The organism is Micromonospora sp. NPDC050784 (genome assembly GCF_044456765.1).
Lineage (GTDB): Bacteria > Actinomycetota > Actinomycetes > Mycobacteriales > Micromonosporaceae > Micromonospora > Micromonospora foliorum.
In genome coordinates this window covers 267,601-289,081 of record NZ_JBITGG010000006.1, presented here as the reverse complement: position 1 = coordinate 289,081, position 21,481 = coordinate 267,601, and the positions used below count along the sequence as shown (strand labels likewise).

The following is a 21,481-nucleotide window of genomic DNA, read 5'->3' as shown; positions in this document are numbered from 1 at the left end:
GATAACGTTTGCGCCGGTGGGCGGCACCACAGTGGCGGTGAGCGAGCCCACGCCGTTACCCTCCATCCGCAGCCACGGCCTGCCGGAGCGGCGACCTGACCGGCACGTGCGGCCCCAGCGCGACAATTTGCAACGAGGTGACAACGCGTGAGCGAGCGGACGCGAGCCGGCCACCGGGGCGTGGCAGGCGGCGACCGGACGCCCAGCGGTAATCCGACGGCGGCTGCGGACAGCTCACCCCCGGCGAGGATCGGCCCGACGGCCGGGTGTGGCGACGGGCTCGACGGATGAACGGCCGCTACACCGACCGGTGGCCGGACCCGAACGAACCGTCCTGGGTGGTCGAACCGACCACCGAGTGGCACCCCCAGTTCCCCGGGCAGCGATACCCCGGCGACATCGGCATGCCGCACCAGCCGCCGCCGCGGGGCCGGGCGACGGTGTCCGGACGCGCCGAGGTGCCGCCGCTCGCCCCCACCCGCCCGGACGGCACCTACCTCGGCCGGTCGTGGTCCGACGAACCACCGGCGGAACAGGCACCCCCGGGCCGCTCCTGGGTGGACGACGAGCCGGACGAGACACCGACCTACGGCCGACCCCGCGGCGACGAGCGCTCCGCGGACACGTCCGCCTACGGCCGGCCCGACAGCGCCGACTCCCGCCACTACGACCACGAGCCGTACCGTCGTCCGCTGCCCGAGCCACCCCGCCGCGACGAACGCCGCTCCCCCGAGTCGGACCGGCGTACCGCCTGGTCCGACCGACGCCCCGCCGACGAGCGGGCACCCGCGCGGGAAGCCGCCTGGCACCGGGACCAGCCCACCACCGAGCGGTACGACGGCCGCCGTCCCCGGCAGGAGCCCACCGAGCGGGATCGGGGTTACCGGGGCACGCCGCCGGTCTCGCCCGCGCCCCGGGCCGAACCCGGCTGGGTGCCCGAGCCGGGCGACGCGCCACGTCGGCGCGGCACACCGGAACGACCGGCGGCTGGCTACGAACGGCACCCCGGCGACGGGTACGGCGTCCGCCCCACCCGCGACCACGACGGCCGGATCGCCGACGCGGTCGACCCGTGGGCGCCGGTGGACGACCGCACGCGGTACCGCGCCGACGGGTACCCGGACCGGACCGCCGACGACCCGCGCCGCCCAGAGCCGCGCTACCGCGCGGACGAGGGGATCGGGGCAGCACCCGCACCCAACGGTGGACGACGGCGGCGCCCCGAGCCGGACCTGCCCGACCAGCCCCGCCTCGACGACGACCGGCGTCGGCCCGACACCGACCCGCACCGGCAGCAGCCCCGTGAGGCGGCGGCCCGTGCCGAGGCGTACCCGGACCGGCGACCCCGCGAGCAGGCTCGCCCGGACGCGTACCGCGAGAACGGGTACCGCGAGGACGCGCCTCGTGAGGACGCGTACCGCGAGGCCCGGCCGCAGCCGGGCCAACGGCCGGACGGCAGTCTGCCCTGGCCCCCGCCGGGTCCGGTGCGCCAGGACCGCACCCGGGAGCCGGGCCACGGCACCGACCCACACCGCACCGCAGATCCACACCGCGCCGACCCGCACCGCAGCCCCGACCCGTACCGCACATCGGACCCGTACCGCAGCGCCGAGCCGGGCGTCGGGTCGCGGCCGGCCGCCCGGCCCGACCGTCCGGCGGCCACGCCGTCCCGGCCCGACGAGCGCCCGCCGGCCACCCCGGCACGGTACGACGATCGACCGGTCCGCCCGGCCGCGACGGCGCCGCCCGCGTCCGGCCGTGCCCTGCCGGTCCCACCGGTCTCCCCCGAGCGACCGGTATCGCCGGCACCCGTCTCCCCCGGTTGGGACCGACCGGTGTCGGCCGCCCCGGTCTCCCCGGCACGGCCGGTGTCGCCGGCACCCGACTCCCCCGCCGCACGCGGCTGGGACCGACCGGTGTCAGCCGTCCCCGCTCCCCCGGAACGGCCGACGTCGCCGGCACCCGACTCCCCCGCCGCACGCGAGTGGGACCGACCGGTCTCTGCCGTCCCGGAACGGCCGGTGTCGCCGGCGCCCGTATCCCCTGCCGCGCCCGGTTGGGAAAGACCGGTGTCGGCTGCCCCGGTCTCGCCCGCCTTCGACCGGCCCGTCTCCGGGCCACCCGCCGCACGCCTGCGGCTGGAGTACCTGCCCGCGCCGGTGGACCCGCCCGGCGCCGACGAGCGGTCGGATGCCCCGCCAGCGTCGGGACGCCGGCAGCTGGCCGAACCGCCACCGGCGTCCGGGGCACATTCCGCCCCGCCACCGCGTTACCCCGGCCCGGGCACCGGGGACCGCCCGGCGGACCAGCGACGCGGCGCGGAGCCGGACCGTCGGGTCGGCGACCCGCTGCCCGGCACCCCACCGACCGACCGCCGCCCGGTCTCCCCGCCCCGCTCGCCCGCCACGGAGCGGCCGCACACCGCCGATCGACAGGCCGCACCGCAGCGGCCGCCGGCGGCGGATCGCCCGGCCGCGCCGCAACGCCCGTACACGCCGGAGCGGCCGGCCCCGGCGGCGGACGCACGCCCGTCGGTCGCCCCACCACCCACCTGGCAGGCGCCACAGCCCTCGGCGACCCGTCCCGCCCCACCCTTGGCCGACCCACCCCGGGCCGACCCGATCCCTGCGGCTCCGGCTCCTACGGCCTCGGCTCCGGCGGCCTCGCAGCCGTCGGCGGAGGACGTCGCGCCGGTGCTTCCGTTGGCCCCCGGTACGCCACGCCGCTACGTACCCCCGCCGCCCTCGGAAGAGCCGGTGGCGCCCGTTGGCGAGCCGGACGACGTCCCGGGCACCCGCGGGCCGGAAGCGTGGTTCAGCCCCGCTCAGCCCGCCGACTCCGAGCAGGGCGAGCCGGCGACGGATGAGCAGTCGCTCGACCCGGCCGACGATGAGTCGACGGACGGCGACCCCGACCTCTCCGCGACACCCAGCGTGGAGACGCCGACACCGAGGGTCGACGCCCTCGACCTGGTTGACGAGCACGCCAGCGCGTCGACACCAGACGACGCCTTCGCCCCGGTCTCCGCGCCGCCCGCCCTCCCCGTTTCCGCGCCGCCCGCCCGCCCGGTCTCCGGTGCACCCCGCCTCTGGGCGGACGAACTGGACGACGACCCGCAGCCCGCCTTCCACCCTGGATCGGTGGGAGCTGACCGGCCCGTCTCCAGCGCACCTTTCGTCGAGATGCCGCACCACCAGGCCGAAGCCGAGACCGATCTCGGAGCCGAGGTGGAGGTGGACCAGCAGTCCTCCACCGCTTGGCCCGCCGAGGACACCGACTCGGTCGAGCCCGACCCGACGGACGAGGTCGCGCCCCACGACGAGTGGGCGGACAGCGCGGACGCCCCGAGCACAGGCCCGACGGATGGCTCGCCGTTCGACGAGTGGTCGGTCGACGCTGCGCCGCCCGTGACGTCTGTGGACGACGCGAACCTGCCCGTCTCGGCACCGCCAGTCTCGGCACCGCCCGCATCGCCCGTCTCCGCGCCACCAGCGTCAGCCACAGCTCCCACATCCGCGCCGCCAGCGCCCGAGTCAGCGCCCGTCTCCGGGCCACCCCTCTCCACAGCGCCCAGCTCCGCACCGCCAGCGCCGGCCGCGGCGCCGGTCTCCGCGCCGCCGTCGGCGCAGCCGTACTCCGTAGCGCCCACCTCGGCGCCACCCGCGCCCACCGCGTCACCCGTCTCCGCGTCACCGGTATCCGCGCCACCCGCGTCGGCGTCGCCGATGCCCGCCGCACCCATCTCCGCACCGCCAGCGCCCGTCTCGGCAGCGCCCATCTCCGCACCGCCAGCGCCCGTCTCGGCAGCGCCCATCTCCGCGCCGCCAGCCTCGACAGCACCGCCCGCCGCGGCGCCCGTCTCCGCACCGCCGGCGCCCGTCTCCGCGCCGCCAGCGCCCGTCTCCGCGCCGCCAGCGCCCGTCTCCGCACCGCCGGCGCCCGTCTCCGCGCCGCCAGCGCCCGAGGCAGCGTCCGTCCCCGCGCCACCGGCGGCCGTGCCGACATCGGCGGTGCCGGTCTCCGGGCCACCCGCCTCGGCCGTGCCCGGCCCGAGGAGCGGTTCGGACGCGGAGAACGTGCCGGTGTCCGCGCCACCCGACGACGCACCACCGGTGACCCGCCCGTCGCTGGCCGACCCGGGTGACCCGGAGCAGGTGCTGGCCGCGTACCGCTGGCGGTTGGACCCGGTCACCCTGCGCGAGGATCTGACGGAGCCGGACGACCTGCGGGCCATCCGGCGACGACTGACCGAGAAGTTGGGCTCGGCGATCGACAACCGCGCCCGGGCCCGGCTGCTCAGCCTGCGGGCGGTGGCCTCGCGGATCCTCGGCGACCTGGACGACGCGCTGGCCGATGGTCGGCTCGCCCTCACCTACGCCGAGGCCACCGGCGAGCTGCGCCGGACCGCGCTGGCCCAGGCCCGGCTGGCGCACGTGCTGCGCTGGCGCGGTGACTTCGCCGAGGCGGACCAACTCTTCGCCCAGGCCAACTCGATCGAGTTGCCGGACCGGTTGCGGGCCGCGCTGCACGAGCACGCCGGACGGTCGTGTTACGACCAGGGGCGGCTCATGGAGGCCTGCGAGCACTTCGAGAAGGCGCTCGACCTGCGCGGCGCGGGCGACGCCGAACTGCTGGACCGGGTCCGGGTGGCCCTCGACGCGGTCACCGTCCGGGCCGAGGCGGATGGCTTCGGGCCGTACCCCCGGGGTCGGGACGAGGTGCTCGACCGGGACCGGCCCCCGTTGCCGGACCGGGACGGGCCGCTGTGGGGTTACACCAGCCAGGACGGCGACGTGGTCATCCCCGCCCGGTACGCCGAGGCGCAGCCCTTCCACGACGGGTTGGCCTGGGTCCGCCGGCCGGACACCGACCGCTGGTCGCTGATCAACCTGCTCGGTACGACGGTGATCCCGCCGTCCTTCCGGGCCGCGCGTCCGTTCAGCGACGGCCTGGCCTGGGTGGTCGGCGAGAACGGGTGGACGGCGATCGACGCGACCGGCGTGGTGCAGGTCGCGCCCAACTTCGCCGAGGTACGACCGTTCCGACGCGGGCTGGCCGCGGTGCGACGCGAGGGGTGGGGGGCGGTCGACCGGACCGGCCGGATCGTCGTGCCCACCCGCTACCACGGCTTCGTCACCGAGTTGGCCGATGGCCAGCAGATCGACGGCTTCACCGACGAGGGGCTCGCCGTGGTCGACGTGGCGGGTCGGCGGGGCGTGGTGGACCGCACCGGGACGGTGCTGGTCCCACCGACGCACCCGATGCTGGTCATCCACCCGGTGGCGTTCCTGGTCGAGAGCGGCAACGGGCGGTGGGGCGCGCTGGACCGGCGCGGCGTACCGCTCATCGACCCGGTGCACCGCGACCGCGCCGGCGTGCTGGAGGAGATCGACCGGCTACTCACCGACGCCAACCCGGTGCTCTGAGTCGCCGGTCGCCACCGGTGATCCACTGGAGCTAGGGTCGGTACATGGAATTCCGACACCTGGGCCGTTCCGGCCTGCTGGTCAGCGAGATCTCGTACGGCAACTGGATCACCCACGGTTCGCAGGTCGAGGAGGACGCCGCCTTCGCCTGCGTCCGCGCCGCTCTCGATGCGGGGATCACGACCTTCGACACCGCCGACGTGTACGCCGGCACCCGGGCCGAGGACGTGCTCGGCCGGGCGTTGCAGAACGAGCGCCGCGAGGGCCTGGAGATCTTCACCAAGGTCTACTGGCCGACCGGGCCCGGCCGTAACGACCGTGGCCTGTCCCGCAAGCACATCATGGAGTCGATCAACGGCTCGCTGCGCCGACTGCGCACCGACTACGTGGACCTCTACCAGGCCCACCGCTACGACAGCAGCACCCCGCTGGAAGAGACGATGGAGGCGTTCGCCGACGTCGTCCATTCCGGCAAGGCGCACTACATCGGCGTCTCCGAGTGGACCGCCGCCCAGCTGCGCGCCGCCCACCCGCTCGCCCGGGAGCTGCACATCCCGCTGGTCTCCAACCAGCCGCAGTACTCGCTGCTCTGGCGGGTCATCGAGACCGAGGTCGTGCCGGCCAGCGAGGAGCTGGGCATCGGGCAGATCGTCTGGTCGCCGATGGCGCAGGGCGTGCTCTCCGGCAAGTACCTGCCGGGCCAGCCGCCGCCGGCCGGTTCCCGCGCCACCGACGAGAAGTCCGGTGCGGGCTTCATCTCCCGGTTCATGAACGACGACGTGCTGACCCGGGTCCAGCAGCTCAAGCCCCTCGCCGAGCAGGCCGGGCTCAGCATGGCCCAGCTCGCCGTGGCGTGGGTGCTGCAGAACCCGAACGTCTCGTCGGCGATCATCGGCGCGTCCCGCCCCGAGCAGGTGCACGACAACGTGAAGGCGGCCGGGGTGAAGCTCGACGCCGACCTGCTCAAGGCGATCGACGACATCGTCGAGCCGATCGTCGAGCGGGACCCGGCGAAGACCGAGTCCCCCGCGCAGCGTCCCTGACGCCGTTCCGGCCCGGCCGGCGCGAGGGTTTCGCGCCGGCCGGGCCGGCCCAGCTCAGCCCGTCGCTCAGCCCGTCGCCGGGCCGGCCGGTCAGCTCTGCCAGAAGCGGATCAGCTCCAGGCCGGTGGCGTAGAGCCACGACGGCAGACCGAGCAGGTCGCCGACCGCGAAGACCGCGTCGAAGAACCAGCCGCCGATGCGCGGGTTCCACAGCAGCGCGAAGAGCAGGATGAAGCCGTACGGCGCGAACAGGTCGTACATCTTGCGCCACTGCGGGTTGAGCCACGGCTGGATCATGTTGCCGCCGTCCAGGCCGGGCACCGGCAGCAGGTTCAGGACGCTGGCGGTGAGCTGGAGGAAGGCGAGCAGCGCCACCCCGGCCCAGAACTCCACCGGACCACCCGACTGGGTGCCGAGCCGCACCGCCGCCACCAACACCAGCGTGAACAGCACGTTGGTCGCCGGGCCGGCGAGGCTGACCAGGGTGTGCCGCAGCCGGCCCGGGATGGCGTGCCGGTCCACCCAGACCGCGCCACCCGGCAGGCCGATGCCGCCCAGCAGCACCACCACCACCGGCAGCACGATCGACAGCAGCGGGTGGGTGTACTTGAACGGGTTGAGCGTCAGGTAGCCGCGGTGCGCGATGTCCCGGTCGCCGGCCCGGTAGGCCACCACCGCGTGGGCGTACTCGTGCAGGCAGAGCGACACCAGCCAGCCGGACACGACGAAGAGGAACACGTTGAACCGGGTGTTGCCGTACCCGTTCCAGGTCAGCACCCCGGTGACCGCGAAGAGGGCGACCAGGCCGAGGAAGACCGGGCTGGGCCGGAACGCCGCCTTGGGCACGCCGAGGACCAGCCCGTCACCGCCGGGGCGGTCGTAGGCCATCACTCGGCCGTGGGCAGCAGGCTCATCCGGTAATCCACCCGGTCGTCCTCCACGAGCGCGACCGAGGTGACGCCGGACGCCGCGAGCTCCCGCCAGGTCTGACCGATCCAGGATTCGGCGTCGGCCTGGCTGCCGAACGACTCCGCCGGTCCCTCGACCGTCTGGCCGTCCGTGCCCTCGTACCGCCAGCTCCACGCCATGCCGCGTCTCCCCTCGCCGCTGAAGTCCCCGTGGGACGAACCCTCGCCAGCGTAGTCGGCCCGGCGCGCAACGGCCGCTCGCTCGCCCCGGCCGGACCCACGGGGTGGATCAATCGGATCGACGCCGGCCGGTACGGTGGCTCGGTGCTGACACGGGGAGTGCTGCTCGGCGACCGGTACCGGCTGGGCGAGCGGGTGGCGACGGGCGGGATGGGCGCGGTCTGGCGCGGCACGGACGTGCTGCTGGAACGCGAGGTCGCCGTGAAGGTGCTGCTGCCGTCGCTGGTCGCCGATCCGGAGTTCACCGCCCGGTTCCGGGCCGAGGCGCGGATGCTGGCCGCGCTGCGGCACCCCGGCGTCGTCCCGGTGCACGACGTGGGGCAGGCCGCGCTCGACGACGGCAGCCAGGTCGACTACCTGGTGATGGAGTACGTCGAGGGCGAGCCGTTGTCCGCCCGGGTGCGCGCGGTGGGGCGGCTGGATCCGGCCACCACCATGTCGGTGCTGGCCCAGGCCGCGGACGCGCTGCACACCGCCCACCTCGCCGGCCTCGTGCACCGGGACGTGAAGCCGGGCAACCTGCTGGTCAAGGCCGACGGCAGGGTGGTGCTCGTCGACTTCGGCATCGCCCGGTCCCGCGACATGGCCGGGCTCACCGCCGCGAACATGGTGCTCGGCACCGCCTCGTACATGTCCCCCGAGCAGGCCACCGGGCAGCCGGTCTCGGCCGCCACGGACATCTACGCGCTCGGCGCGGTGGCGTACTTCTGCCTTGCCGGACAGCCGCCCTTCCACGGTGACAACCCCCTCGCGGTGGCGCTGCGGCACGCCCAGGAGGATCCGGCGGCGCTGCCGGCGGACACTCCACCGGCGGTCGCCGCCGTGGTGGCCCGCGCGCTGGCCAAGCGTCCGACGGACCGGTTCGGCAGCGCCGCTGAGTTGGCCGCTGCCGCCGCCGACGCCCGCGACGCGACCCTGGCGAGCATCCCGGTCTCCGCCCGCCCACCGTGGGCGCTGGCCGCTCCCACCCCCGGAACGCCCTCGGCCCTTCCGGTCACCCCGGCCGCTGCGCCGCCGGCACCGACTTCCGCGCCGTCGCCGGCACCGACCCCCGCGCCGCCGCCCCCGGCCGGGCCGACGGCGACCGGGCAGCCCGCGCCGGTCGGGGCCGCCGCCGCGCCCACGCCGGCAGGCCTCGCGGCCACGCCGGTGACCGGGCCGGGCTCGACCCGGGAGGACGTGTTCCGGAAGGGGTCGTCCGGCCGGCGCCGGCCACTGCTGATCGGGGTCGGCGCGGTCGCTCTCGTGGCGCTGATCGCCGTGGCCGTGGCGGCCCTACGGCCCAGCGGTGAGCCGGGTGGGGCGGACCGTCCGCCCGCGCTGGCCGGCGAATCGGCGGCCGCCCCGGACAGCGGCGCGCTCGGCAACGGAGGTGCGAGCACCTCGGGACCCACACCCAGCGGCACCCCCGGCGCCAGCCGCACCGCGTCCCCCGCGCCAACCGGCTCCGCCGGAGGGACCGACGCGCCGACCGTCACCCCGGACCCGCGCACCACGACGCCCGGCGGCACACCGACCGGTACGACCAGCAGCCGACCGACGCCCAGCCGCACCCCGTCGGGCCGGCCCAACCCGTACACGGCCGCCCAAGCGTGCGGCAGCGGCTACCAGGTGATCGACTCAGCGACGCTGACCGGCGGGGACGGGCAGCGCAAGGGCCGGGTCTTCCTGCTGTACCACCCGGGCACCGGCACCAACTGCGTGGTCACCCTCAAGGACACCGCGGTCGGCGCGAAGTCGGCGGCCTCGGCGTACCTGGAGGTGCAGGGGCGGGCCCGCAGCACCGACAGCGGGTCCTTCGACTACTACGCCGGGCCGGTGCGGGCCACCGCCGCCGGGACGTGCGTCAAGTGGGGCGGCTCCACCGGCGGGGTCAGTTACGGCAGCGGGTTCGAACACTGCGACTGAACGGCCGGGAGCACCGGGCCGGCAGGCACCGCGACCCCGGGCGGCCTTAAGGTACGGGCATGTCCGTAGACGGGTGGAACACGGTCCTGGTGCTCGGCGGTATCCGGTCCGGCAAGTCCGAGTTCGCCGAGTCCCTGGTCACCGACGCGCCGGTGGTCCGCTACGTCGCCACCGCGCCCGAGGGCGACCCGGAGGACACCGAGTGGGCGACCCGGTTGGCGGCGCACCGCGCCCGGCGGCCGGGCAGCTGGACCACCGAGGAGACCACCGAGGATCCGCGCCGGCTGGCAGACGTGCTCGAGTCCGCCGAGCCCAACGAGATGGTGCTCGTCGACGACCTGGGCGGCTGGGTGACCGTGCTGCTCGACCCGGACCACCAGCCCGCCGACGACGTGGCGACGATCGCCGAGCTGGCCGAGGCGATCCGCGGGTGTGCCGCGCGGGTGGTGCTGGTGAGCCCCGAGGTGGGGCTGTCGCTGGTGCCGACCACCCCGCTGGGCCGGGCGTTCACCGACGCGCTGGGCGCGGCCAACCGCGCGGTCGCCGACGCCTGCGACGCGGTCGTGCTTGTCGTCGCCGGTCAGCCGGTCTGGCTCAAGCCGGGCGCCACCGCGACCGCGCCGGCCGCTCTCGCCACCGCGACCGCGCCGACGGCTGCCGCCGCACCAGTCGTGGCGAGCCTGGCCGACGCCGAGCCGACCCCCGAGGTGCAGCTGCCCGACGTGCTGACCCACACGGCGCCGGCCGTCCCGGCCCAGGAGCAGGGCAACCCGTGGGCCGCACCGACCATGGCGCTGCCGATGGTGGCCACCGGGCTGGTCATCCAGCCCGGCATGGAGCTGCCGATGCCCGACGAGTACGCGGGCCCGCAGGCGGTGGACCGGCTGGCCACGCTTGACGTACCGGGCGCCGGGCTGGGCGTACTGGACCGGGTGGTGGGCTTCGCCGCCGCCACCCAGGGCACCTCGATCCCCGCCGCCTGGGGCTCGGTGCGGGTGCTGCTGCTGCACGGCGACCACGCCGGCGGGGCGTCGGCCGGCACCGTCGCCGGTGAGTCGGCGCGCCGCGCCGCGCAGGCCCGCGCGGGCCGGGGCGCGTTGGCGCGGTTGGCCGCCGAGAGCGGCGCCAGTCTCCAGGTGGTGGACACTCCGGCCTCCGGGCCGATCGAGGACGAGCCGGCCCTCGCGCCGGAGCAGGTGGAGTCCGCGCTGCGCTACGGCTGGCGGTTGGCCGAGCAGGCCGCCGACGCCGGCGTACAACTGCTGGTGCTCGGTGCGTGCGGCGCCGGCACCGAGGCGGCGGCCGCGGCGGTGCTCGCGGCGACCGCGGGCGCGGAGCCGCCCGCCGTGCTGGGCCGGGTGATCACCGAATCCGGCGAGATCGACGACGCGGCGTGGATGATCCGCTGTGCGGCGGTCCGCGACGCGCTGCACCGCACCCGGCGCTCGTCGCGCGGCGCCAAGGACATCCTCGCCGAGCTGGGCGGCGGCGACGTGGCCGTGGCCACCGGCGTGCTGCTCGGCGCCACCGCCCGCCGGGTGCCGGTGCTGCTCGACGGACCGGTCGGGTTGGCCGCCGGCATGGTGAGCCGTGACCTGGCCGGGCAGGCCCGACACTGGTGCCTGCTGGCCGACCACGGTGGGCACCCCGCCGTGCGGCTCGCCGCCGACGTGCTGGGCCTCACCCCGCTGCTCGACCTGCGGCTGGATCTCGGCGAGGGCGCGAACGCGCTTGTCGCGCTGCCGTTACTGCGCTCGGTGCTGGCGCTGTCCGCCGCGCTGCCGGTGCACCCGTCGCTGGGCGGCACTGACGACACCGACCCGACCACCGACGAGCCGGAGTCCACCGACCCGAGCTACACCGAGCCGAGCTACGCCGACCCGGATCTCACCGAGCCCGACTTCGTCGAGCCGGAGCCGGCCGGGCCGGGCCCGGCCAGCACCGGGGCGGACGAGCAGCCGGCGTCGGGCTGGCGTGCCGGCTGAGCCACGGCTCCTCGCGGGAGCCCGGCTGGCCCTCACCACGTTCACCACGCTGCCGGTGCGGGCCGGGCGCATCGACCGCCCGGTCGCCGGCACGGCGATGGCCCTCGCCCCGGTGGTCGGCGCGCTGCTCGGCGCCGTGTTGGCCGGTGTGCTGCTGCTGGCCGGCGCGCTCGCACCCCCGCTTGTGGCGGCCGGCGTGACCGTCGGCGTCGCCGCGCTGCTCACCCGGGGGCTACACCTGGACGGGCTGGCCGACACCGTGGACGCGCTCGGCTCGTACCGACGGGGCGCGGCCGCCCTGGAGATCATGAAGAAGCCGGACGTCGGCCCGTTCGGAGTGGTCGCCCTGGTGGTCGTACTCCTGGTGCAGGCGGCGGCGCTCGCCGACCTCGCCGGTCGGTCCTGGCCGGCAGGGCTCGCGGCGGTGGTCGCGGCGACCGCGGCCGGGCGGCTCGGTGTCGCGGTAGCCTGCCGGCGGGGAGTGCCGGCGGCCCGGCCGGACGGGCTGGGCGCGCTGGTGGCCGGCACGGTCGGCCCGGTGGCAGTGGCCGCCGGCGCGGTCGCCGTCGTGCTGCTGGCGGTGCCCGCGGTGCCGGACCGTCCGTGGCAGGGGCCGCTGGCCGTCGTGGCCGCGATCGCCGTCGCGCTACCGCTGCTCAACCACGTGGTACGCCGGCTCGGCGGGATCACCGGCGACGTCCTCGGCGCCACCGTCGAGGTGGTCACCACGCTGGTCTACCTGGGTCTGGTGCTGTCCGGCTGAACCGGGCCCGGCGGGCCGGGTAGCGTTCGGCTCGACAACACCGGCGCGGCCACCGGGGGATCCCACAATGCTCATCACGGACGACTTCCTGCCCGTACCGGTGCCGGAGTCGCTCAGCGCGACCTATCTGGTGCCGATGGCGGGGCTACCGAAGGTCAGTGCGAAGACCGCGGTGGCGGCCCTGACCGGCCGGCTGGCCGAGCCGGTGCACGGGCTGGCCCGGCAGATGCTCGACAGCCCGCTGATGAGCGTCGACACCCGGCCGATCTCCGAGTTCCCCGAGCTGCCGCCGGACCTGCTCACCGCGTTCGGCGCCACCAAGGAGCAGTTGGCCCGGCTGGCGGCGGCGACGCACCTGGTGGTCGTACAGGCCGAGTACCGGCCCGGTTGGCCGCCCGCGCACGAGTGGGCCGCCCGGGCGGTCGCGGCCGCCGTGGCGGAGTCCGTCGACAGCGACGTGGTGGACGTCTTCGGCCTCCAGTTCCTCGACCCGGCGACCGCGCTGCGCTCCCTCCCCGACGAGCAGGGCCGCGTCCGACTTGTCGACTGGGTGCTGGTGCCGTACTCGTCGGACACCGAGGGCCTGTGGTTCACCACCAAGGGGCTCCGCCGTTTCGGTCTGCTGGAGTTGCAGACCCAGGGGGTGCCCGACCACCTCACCCGCGCCTGGGGTGCGGTGATGACCGGGGCGGCCCGCCGACTGCTGCGGGACTGGACCGACGGGCTCACCGGCGAGGAGGTGCCGGCGTTCGTGCAACTGCCGGTGCTCGCCACGGTCACCGGGCACGACATCGCGGTGGCGTACGGCAACCCGGAGCAGCACGGCGCCACCGCCCCGGTGCTGCTCCGCCTCGAACTGGACCCGGCGACCGACCCGGAGGCCGACTCGTTCCTCAGCCTGCGCCCGCCGGCCGGGCACCCCGGACCGGACGGGCGCTACTACGCCGCCGCCTGCGCGACCCTCTTCTCCGGGATCCAGCCGGACGTGCGCTACGCCCGCTCCGGTGACGCGATGAGCCGTGCGGTCGCCACCGCCCGGGCCGCGCTCGGTGACGCGCGGGCCCGGTTCGTCGCCGGCCAACTCCCCACCGAGTCGCAGCTGGTGGTGAAGTACGGCCTGCCCGGTGACGACGGCCCGGAGTACGTCTGGGCGGGCGTCACCTCGTGGGAGACCCCGGAGCGCATCGTCGGCGTGAGCGCCAGCGACGCCAACACCGACCAGAGCGTCCGCATCGGCGCCCCCGTGGTCGTGGAGACGTCCGACGTCGTCGACTGGGCCGTCCTGGACGCCACAGGCGTCATAGAAGGCGGCTGGACCCAAGCAGTCCTAGATTCCGGCGAACCCCCAACCCCGTCCCGCTGACCCCCCACCCGCGTTGATCAAGAGGTTTGCGTCACGTGCGGACGAGATTCTGACGCAAACCTCTTGATCACCGGGGCAAGGCCGGGGATTACTTCACTGAGGGGGTTACGAAGGGGGGCTTCGTCAGCTTCAGGGGGGCTCGGCGGCCTCGGATGTCGATCTCGACCTCGTCGCCGTCGGTGAGGTTGGCGTCGGTGTCCAGCAGGGCCAGCGCGATGCCCTGCTTGCGGGTTGGCGAGAAGGTGCCGCTGGTCACCTCCCCCACCTGGGTGTCGCCCACGTGCAGGGTCATGCCGGGGCGGGGAATGGCCCGGTCGACGGCCACCAGGCCGCGCAGCGTACGCCGAGGGCCGGCGGCCTTCTCGGCGAGCAGCGCGTCGCGGCCCCAGAAGGCCGGCTTGTCCCAGCCGACCGCCCAGCCGGAGCGGGCCTGCACCGGGCTGATGTCCAGGGAGAGGTCCTGCCCGTGCAGCGGGTAGCCCATCTCGGTGCGCAGGGTGTCCCGGGCGGCCAGCCCGCAGGCGCGCAGCTCGAACGCCGCGCCGGCGGCGAAGAGCGCGTCCCAGACGGCTACCGCGTGCTCCGCCGGCACCACCAGCTCGTAGCCCAGCTCGCCCGTGTAGCCGGTACGGCAGACGGTCAGCTCCACCCCGGCCAGGCTGGCGGCGGAGAAGCTCATGTAGCCGTGCTCGGTGGGCAGGTCCAGAGCGGCCAGCAACTCGGCCGAGCGGGGGCCCTGCACGGCCAGCACCGCGTACGCCTCGTGCTCGTCGGTGACGGTCACCTGCGCGGGCGCGGCGGCGCGCAACCGGCGCACCACCTCGGCGGTGTTCGCCGCGTTCGGGATGAGGAAGACGTGGTCGTCGGCGTAGAGGTAGGCGATGATGTCGTCCACCACGCCGCCGGTGGCGTCGTCACAGCAGAGCGTGTACTGCGCCCGGCCCGGGCCGATCCGGCCCAGGTCGTTGCTGAGGCAGGAGTTGACGAAGTCGGCCGCGCCGGGGCCGCTCACCCGGGCCTTGCCCAGGTGTGACACGTCGAAGACCCCGACCGCCGTACGCACCGCGGTGTGCTCCTTGAGCACCCCGCCGCCGGCGTACTCCAGCGGCATCTCCCAGCCCCCGAAGGGGGCGAACTTGGCTCCGGCGGCGGTGTGCCGCTCGTGCAGCGGGGAACGGCGCAGCCGGGTCGCGGCGGCGTCGGAGGTCACGTCGGTCATGGGTGGCAACTTACCGGGGGCAACGTCGCTGGTTAGCATCGGCGGGAGCCCGCTGGCGCTGTCGGCGGGACAGCCATGACGTCCGGCAGGTAGGTTCCGCCGGAGACCTTCACCGCTGGTACGCGACGCCGCGACCGGCCCGGCCCGCCCGGAGTAGCTTCAGTGACTTCACCCCGCACCACCAACCTGAGCCTGGTCGACACCGACCCGGCCGAGCTCGCCGTCGACGCGATCGTGATCGGCGTGCACAGCCAGACCGGAGAGCAGGGCGCCACCAGCGGCCTCGCCGGCACCCTGCTGCTCGCCAGCGGCGCGGAGAGCATCGCGGCCGCGTTCGACGGCAAGCTGACCGAGACTCTCGCGCTGCTCGGCGCGACGGGCGGGCCGGGTGAGGTCATCAAGCTGGCCACGCTGGGCACCGTGACCGCCCCGCTGGTCACCGCGGTCGGGCTCGGTCCGGAGCCGTCGGGTGCCGCCCCGGCCCCGGAGACGCTGCGCCGGGCCGCCGGTGCGGCGATCCGGGCCCTCGCGGGCGCACCCCGGGTCGCGTTGGCGCTGCCCTTGCCGGACGACGCGGACGCGTCGGCCGAGCTGCGCGCGGTCGCCGAGGGCGCGCTGCTGGGTGGGTACCGGTTCGCCGGCTACAAGACCCGGCCCCAGCCGACCCGGCGCGAGCCGGTGGCCGAGGTGCTCATCGCGGTGCCGGACGCCGGCGACGCCGGCGCCCAGGCGGAGATCGCCCGGGCGCAGGCGGTGGCGGGCGCGGTCCGGCTCAGCCGGGACTGGGTGAACACCGCGCCGAACGAGCTGCGTCCGCCGTCGTTCGCCGACGCGGTCGCGAGCGCGGCGCGCGAGGCGGGCCTCGGCGTCGAGGTGCTGGACGAGGCGGCGCTGGCCGCCGGCGGGTACGGCGGCATCGTCGCGGTCGGGCAGGGCTCGGAGGCCCCGCCGCGGCTGGTGAAGCTGACCTACACGCCGCAGGGCGGCGGCAACGGCAAGCGGGTCGCGCTTGTCGGCAAGGGCATCACCTTCGACACCGGCGGCATCTCGATCAAGCCGGCGCAGGGCATGTGGGAGATGAAGTCCGACATGGCGGGCGCCGCCGCGGTGGGCGCGGCCATGCTGGCGATCGCCGCGTTGAAGCCGACGGTGGCGGTCAGCGCGTACCTGCCGATGGCGGAGAACATGCCCTCGGGCACCAGCTACCGGCCGGGTGACGTGATCACCATGTTCAACGGCAAGCGGGTCGAGGTGCTCAACACCGACGCCGAGGGCCGGATGATCCTGGGCGACGCCATCGCGCGCGCCTGCGCGGACGGCACCGACTACCTGTTCGAGACCTCCACCCTGACCGGTGGCCAGGTCATCGCGCTCGGCAAGCGGGTGGCCGGCGTGATGGGCACCCCGGAGCTGTGCAACCGCGTCCAGGTGGTCGGCGACTCGGTCGGCGAGCCGGCCTGGCCGATGCCGCTGCCCGACGACGTCCGTAAGGGCATGGAGTCGGATGTGGCGGACATCTCGCAGGTCAACGCCGGGATGGACCGGGCCGGTCACATGCTGCAGGGCGGCGTGTTCCTGCGCGAGTTCGTGACCGACGACGTGGCGTGGGCGCACATCGACATCGCCGGGCCGGGCTACCACTCGGGCGAGCCGACCGGCTACTGGACCAAGGGCGGCACCGGCGTCCCGGTCCGCACGCTGGTCCAGCTCGTCGAGGATGTCGCCGCCAACGGCTGACGGAAAGGCGAAAGGGGCCCCCTGAGCAGGGGCCCCTTTCGCGTGTCTCAGTACCGCTCGGGGCGACGTTTGCGTCGCTCGTTGAAGTCGCGCATCCGCTGCGGGTAGCCCATCAGCCGGACGTCGTACACCGGGATGCCCATCCGGTGCGCGAAGCGCCGGGCCCCGTCCGGGCCGTCGATGCGCCGGCGGGTCCACTCCCCGTCGTCGGCGATCAGGATGACCGTGGTCTCCGTCACGGTCGTCCGGGGCTCGATGAACGCCTCGACGCCACGCCGACTCCGGATGAAGTTCTCCAGATGGTCCAGATCGCCACGATCGGCGGCACGGTCACGGCTCGGCACAGCCGCCTGTTTGCGGCGCCGGAACAAGCCCACCGGATCTCTCCCCCACCGTGCGTCATCGACAACGGTGCCAAGGGTACGTGTCGATGACGTGTCGTTGGGCACCTCAGTACGCACCCTGTGCTCAGTGGTGACAAGATGACCGAGGTGGGGTGTGTCCGTGTTACATCCCCGTGACCCCCGATGCAGCGACGCGACCTGGGAGTTGGACGTGAGCGAGCCGAACGAAGCGACCTTCGACATTGTCATTCTCGGAGGTGGCAGCGGCGGCTACGCGACCGCGCTGCGCGCCGTCCAGCTGGGCCTGAAGGTCGCGCTGGTCGAGAAGGGCAAGCTCGGCGGCACCTGTCTGCACAACGGCTGCATCCCGACGAAGGCGCTGCTGCACGCGGCGGAGATCGCCGACCAGGCCCGCGAGTCGGAGCAGTTCGGCGTGAAGGCCGAGCTGATCGGCATCGACATGGCCGGGGTCAACGCGTACAAGGACGGTGTCATCTCCCGCCTGTACAAGGGCCTGCAGGGCATGTTGAAGGGCAACAAGGCGATCACCATCGTCGAGGGCCACGGCAAGCTGGTCGGCAAGAACGTGGTCGAGGTGGACGGCAAGCGTTACACCGGCCGCAACATCGTCCTGGCCTCCGGCTCGTACGCGAAGAGCCTGCCGGGCCTGGACGTCGACGGCGAGCGGATCATCACCAGCGACCACGCGCTCACGATGGACCGGGTGCCGTCGTCGGTGATCGTGCTCGGTGGCGGCGTGATCGGCGTCGAGTTCGCCAGCGTGTGGAAGTCCTTCGGTGTGGACGTGACGATCGTCGAGGCGCTGCCCCGGCTGGTCGCCGCCGAGGACGAGGAGTCGTCGAAGGCGCTGGAGCGGGCGTTCCGCAAGCGGAAGATCAACTTCAAGGTCGGCAAGCCGTTCGAGAAGGTCGAGAAGACCGAGAGCGGCGTCAAGCTGACCATCCAGGGCGGCGAGACCGTCGAGGCGGAGCTGCTGCTGGTCGCCGTCGGTCGCGGCCCGAACACCGCCAACCTCGGGTACGAGGAGCAGGGCGTCAAGATGGACCGCGGCTACGTGCTGACCGACGAGAGGCTGCGCACCAGCGTGCCGAACGTCTACGCGGTCGGCGACATCGTGCCCGGCCTGCAGCTCGCGCACCGGGGCTTCCAGCAGGGCATCTTCGTGGCCGAGGAGATCGCCGGGCAGACCCCGGCCGTGATCGACGAGGTCGGCATCCCGCGCGTCACCTACTGCGACCCGGAGCTGGCGTCGGTGGGTCTCACCGAGGCCAAGGCCAAGGAGCAGTACGGCGCTGACAAGGTCAAGACGTACAACTACAACCTGGGTGGCAACGGCAAGAGCCAGATCCTCAAGACCACCGGCTTCGTGAAGCTGGTCCGGGTCGAGGACGGCCCGGTCGTCGGCGTGCACATGATCGGCGCCCGGGTGGGTGAGCTGATCGGTGAGGCGCAGCTCATCTACAACTGGGAGGCGTACCCGGCGGAGGTCGCCCAGCTCGTGCACGCCCACCCGACCCAGAACGAGGCCCTGGGCGAGGCGCACCTGGCCCTCGCCGGCAAGCCGCTGCACGCGCACGCCTGATCATCCAAACCGCGGCGTCCGGCGACGGGCGAAGATCCCACCAGGGGAATGAAGGAGTCTCAGAAAATGCCGGTATCGGTCACCATGCCCCGGCTCGGCGAGAGCGTCACCGAGGGCACCGTCACTCGCTGGCTCAAGCAGGAGGGCGACACGGTCGAGGTTGACGAGCCCCTGCTCGAGGTCTCGACCGACAAGGTCGACACCGAGATCCCGTCGCCCGCTGCGGGCGTGCTGAGCCGGATCGTGGTCGGCGAGGACGAGACCGCCGAGGTCGGCAGCGAGCTGGCCGTCATCGCCGGTGAGGGCGAGTCGACCGGCGGTGGCGAGGCCGCCCCGCAGGAGCAGGCCCCGGCCGAGTCGGTCGAGCCGGCCGCCGAGCCGACGGCCGCCGCCGAGGGCACCGCCGACGAGGTGGCCCAGGACGAGGCCCCGGCCGAGGCGCCGGCTCCGGCCGCCGCCTCGTCGGGCGAGGGCACCGCGGTGAAGATGCCCGCCCTGGGCGAGAGCGTCACCGAGGGTACGGTCACCCGCTGGCTGAAGCAGGTCGGCGAGACCATCGAGGTCGACGAGCCGCTGCTGGAGGTCTCCACCGACAAGGTGGACACCGAGATCCCGTCGCCGGTCGCCGGCACGGTGCTGGAGATCAAGGTCGCCGAGGACGAGACCGCCGCGGTCGGCGCCGACCTGGCGATCATCGGCGTTGCCGGCGCGGCCCCCGCCCCGGCGCAGCCCGAGCCGAAGCCCGAGGCGAAGGCGGAGGCCAAGCCGGCGCCGAAGGCCGAGCCGGAGGCGAAGGCGAAGGTCGAGGAGCCGACCCCCGGCATGTCGTACAACGAGCCGGCCGCGGAGACCGAGAGCTCGGCGCAGCCGGCGAAGACCGAGCAGGCCGCGCAGCCTGCCGCCTCGACCTCGACGCCGCCGCGCCCGTCCGCCCCGGCACCGGGCGCCGGCGAGGAGGCCGCCGGCTACGTGACCCCGCTGGTGCGCAAGCTGGCCAGTGAGCACGGCGTCGACCTGGCCGCGCTCAACGGCACCGGCGTGGGTGGCCGGATCCGCAAGCAGGACGTGCTGGAGGCCGCCGAGAAGGCGAAGGCCGCCAAGGCCGCTCCCGCCGCCGCGCCCGCGCCGGCAGCCGCACCGTCGGCGGCTGCGGCCAAGCCGGCCGCGAAGCCGCAGCCGAGCAGCAAGCGGGGCACCACCGAGAAGCTGCCGCGGATCCGGGCGACGATCGCCAAGCGGATGCAGCAGTCGCTGCACGAGACGGCGCAGCTGACCACTGTCGTCGAGGTCGACGTCACCCGGGTCGCCAAGCTGCGGATCCAGGCGAAGGACTCGTTCCAGGCCAAGCACGGCGTGAAGCTGTCCTTCCTGCCGTTCTTCGCGCTCGCCGCCGTCGAGGCGCTGCAGACCCACCCGATCATCCAGGCCAGCATGGACCTGGACGGCGGCACGATCACCTACCCGGCCGCCGAGCATCTCGGCATCGCCGTGGACACCGAGCGCGGGCTGCTCGTGCCAGTCATCCACAACGCCGGTGACCTCAACATGGGCGGCATCGCGAAGCGGATCGCCGACCTGGCCGAACGCACCCGGGCCAACAAGATCACCCCGGACGAGATGGCCGGGGCCACCTTCACGCTTACCAACACGGGCAGCCGGGGCGCGCTCTTCGACACCCCGATCGTGCCGTCGCCGCAGTCGGCGATGCTCGGCACGGGTGCCGTGGTGAAGCGTCCGGTCGTGGTCAACGACCCGGACCTGGGCGAGGTCATCGCGGTCCGGTCGATGGTCTACCTGGCCATGTCCTACGACCACCGGCTCATCGACGGCGCCGACGCGGCCCGCTTCCTGACCGCGGTCAAGGAGCGGCTGGAGGCCGGCAACTTCGAGTCGGAGCTGGGCCTGGCCTGATCCACCCGCAACGCCGAGAGGGCGCCCCGGTCGTCGACCGGGGCGCCCTCTCGTTTGCGGTCCTCAGCCCTTCAGCAGGGCGGTCGAGACCTGCCAGAGCCGCTCGGCGGCCTCCGGGTCCAGCGCGTACGCCGCGACTCCCGTCCGCCCACCGGGCTGGTTGGGCGCAGCCTCCTGACAGTCCTCGAAGTAGCGCCCACCCACCCCGTCGAGCAGTGGTGAGGCGGCGACCAGCACGGAGGTGGCGGCGCCCTGCTCGACGGTCTTCCAGGTTGCCGCGTTACCGGCGCGCAGCCGGTTCAGCTCCTCCTCGCTGACGTAGCGCTGGAGGTTGGTCCGGATCGCGCCGGGCATCAGCGAGTTGGTGAAGATGCCGTCGTCGGCCCACCGCCGGGTGGCCTCCACGGCGAACAGCACGTTGGCCGTCTTGGACTGCCCGTACGCCTGCCACGGCTCGTACTCCCGCTGGTCGTACTGGATGTCCTCGAAGACCACGGGTGAGCGCAGGTGGGCGGCGGAGCTGACCGACACGATCCTGGCCCCGTCGGCGGCCGCGAGTGCCGGGCGCAGCCCGGTGGCGAGCGCGAAGTGCCCCAGGTGGTTGGTGGCGAACTGCATCTCCCAGCCCTGCGGGGTCCGGGACAGGGGTGCGGCCATGATGCCGGCGTTGTTGACCAGGATGTGCAGCGGGCCGTCCCAGTTGGCCACGAAGTCGGCGACCGATCCCTGGTCGGCGAGGTCGAGCGGGGCGACCAGGACGCTGTCGTTGCCGGTGGTGCCGGTGATGTCGTTGGCGGCCTGCTGGCCCGCGTCCGGGTTGCGGACGGCCAGGGTGACCTCCGCGCCGGCGCTGGCCAGGGCGCGGGCGGTCTCCACGCCGATCCCGGAGGACCCGCCGGTGACGATCGCCCGCCGCCCCACGAGGTCCACGCCCCTGATCACGTCCATGGCCGTCGAGTGCGGGGCGAACGAAGTGGTGATCGGGTTATTCGTCGTCATTGTCCATCCTTGTCCGGGTGGGGCGGACCGAC

Annotated in this window: 14 protein-coding genes; 9 read left to right on the top strand and 5 right to left on the bottom strand. The window is 74.4% G+C overall.

From position 1 onward, the window contains the following. Positions 1-287 precede the first annotated feature (287 nt). Both ACIBD9_RS11125 and ACIBD9_RS11120 read left to right on the top strand, forming a co-directional pair. Positions 288-5,426, top strand: coding sequence for a WG repeat-containing protein (locus ACIBD9_RS11125; RefSeq protein WP_396716609.1), 5,139 nt, complete (start codon positions 288-290; stop codon positions 5,424-5,426). Positions 5,427-5,470: 44 nt separating this feature from the next. Next, positions 5,471-6,469: an aldo/keto reductase family protein gene (locus ACIBD9_RS11120; protein ID WP_396716607.1), complete on the top strand. Its 999-nt coding sequence runs from the start codon at positions 5,471-5,473 to the stop codon at positions 6,467-6,469. 90 nt (positions 6,470-6,559) lie between these two features. Here the strand turns inward: ACIBD9_RS11120 and ACIBD9_RS11115 are convergent, their stop codons facing one another. Together ACIBD9_RS11115 and ACIBD9_RS11110 are read right to left on the bottom strand one after the other, a co-directional pair. Beyond that, positions 6,560-7,357, bottom strand: coding sequence for a site-2 protease family protein (locus ACIBD9_RS11115; protein ID WP_396716605.1), 798 nt, complete (start codon positions 7,355-7,357; stop codon positions 6,560-6,562). Continuing rightward, positions 7,357-7,557, bottom strand: coding sequence for a hypothetical protein (locus tag ACIBD9_RS11110; RefSeq protein WP_007463228.1), 201 nt, complete (start codon positions 7,555-7,557; stop codon positions 7,357-7,359). Before ACIBD9_RS11110 ends, ACIBD9_RS11115 begins: the two co-directional genes overlap by 1 nt. A 144-nt stretch (positions 7,558-7,701) precedes the next feature. Here ACIBD9_RS11110 and ACIBD9_RS11105 point away from each other — a divergent pair, with 144 nt between their 5' ends. The 4 genes from ACIBD9_RS11105 (at position 7,702) to ACIBD9_RS11090 (ending at position 13,636) form a co-directional block, all read left to right on the top strand. Continuing rightward, entirely contained in the window at positions 7,702-9,525 is a 1,824-nt protein-coding gene (locus ACIBD9_RS11105; RefSeq protein WP_396716603.1) for a protein kinase, read from the top strand. Between the two features lie 59 nt (positions 9,526-9,584). Continuing rightward, positions 9,585-11,510, top strand: a complete 1,926-nt coding sequence (locus tag ACIBD9_RS11100) for a bifunctional adenosylcobinamide kinase/adenosylcobinamide-phosphate guanylyltransferase (RefSeq protein ID WP_396716601.1) — start codon at positions 9,585-9,587, stop codon at positions 11,508-11,510. Further along, on the top strand, positions 11,500-12,273 hold the full coding sequence (gene cobS, locus ACIBD9_RS11095; protein ID WP_396716599.1) for an adenosylcobinamide-GDP ribazoletransferase: 774 nt from the start codon (positions 11,500-11,502) through the stop codon (positions 12,271-12,273). The genes ACIBD9_RS11100 and cobS overlap by 11 nt, the downstream gene beginning before the upstream one ends. A 67-nt stretch (positions 12,274-12,340) precedes the next feature. After that, positions 12,341-13,636, top strand: a complete 1,296-nt coding sequence (locus ACIBD9_RS11090; protein WP_396716597.1) for a DUF2314 domain-containing protein — start codon at positions 12,341-12,343, stop codon at positions 13,634-13,636. Between the two features lie 88 nt (positions 13,637-13,724). Here the strand turns inward: ACIBD9_RS11090 and gcvT are convergent, their stop codons facing one another. Next, positions 13,725-14,855, bottom strand: a complete 1,131-nt coding sequence (gcvT, locus tag ACIBD9_RS11085; RefSeq protein WP_396716595.1) for a glycine cleavage system aminomethyltransferase GcvT — start codon at positions 14,853-14,855, stop codon at positions 13,725-13,727. Between the two features lie 162 nt (positions 14,856-15,017). On the opposite strand from gcvT, the gene ACIBD9_RS11080 reads away from it, so the two are divergent. Then, positions 15,018-16,592, top strand: a complete 1,575-nt coding sequence (locus ACIBD9_RS11080) for a leucyl aminopeptidase (RefSeq protein ID WP_396716593.1) — start codon at positions 15,018-15,020, stop codon at positions 16,590-16,592. 47 nt (positions 16,593-16,639) lie between these two features. Here the strand turns inward: ACIBD9_RS11080 and ACIBD9_RS11075 are convergent, their stop codons facing one another. Next, on the bottom strand, positions 16,640-16,969 hold the full coding sequence (locus tag ACIBD9_RS11075; RefSeq protein ID WP_387176594.1) for a hypothetical protein: 330 nt from the start codon (positions 16,967-16,969) through the stop codon (positions 16,640-16,642). A gap of 178 nt (positions 16,970-17,147) precedes the next feature. Here ACIBD9_RS11075 and lpdA point away from each other — a divergent pair, with 178 nt between their 5' ends. Together lpdA and sucB are read left to right on the top strand one after the other, a co-directional pair. Then, positions 17,148-18,539, top strand: a complete 1,392-nt coding sequence (gene lpdA / locus ACIBD9_RS11070; protein WP_396716591.1) for a dihydrolipoyl dehydrogenase — start codon at positions 17,148-17,150, stop codon at positions 18,537-18,539. 66 nt (positions 18,540-18,605) lie between these two features. Further along, positions 18,606-20,450 (top strand): 2-oxoglutarate dehydrogenase, E2 component, dihydrolipoamide succinyltransferase, encoded by a 1,845-nt coding sequence (gene sucB, locus ACIBD9_RS11065; RefSeq protein ID WP_396716589.1) that lies wholly within the window; start codon positions 18,606-18,608, stop codon positions 20,448-20,450. A 63-nt stretch (positions 20,451-20,513) separates the two neighbouring features. Here sucB and ACIBD9_RS11060 read toward each other — a convergent pair whose 3' ends face one another. Next, entirely contained in the window at positions 20,514-21,449 is a 936-nt protein-coding gene (locus ACIBD9_RS11060; protein ID WP_396716587.1) for an SDR family NAD(P)-dependent oxidoreductase, read from the bottom strand. Positions 21,450-21,481: the final 32 nt, after the last annotated feature.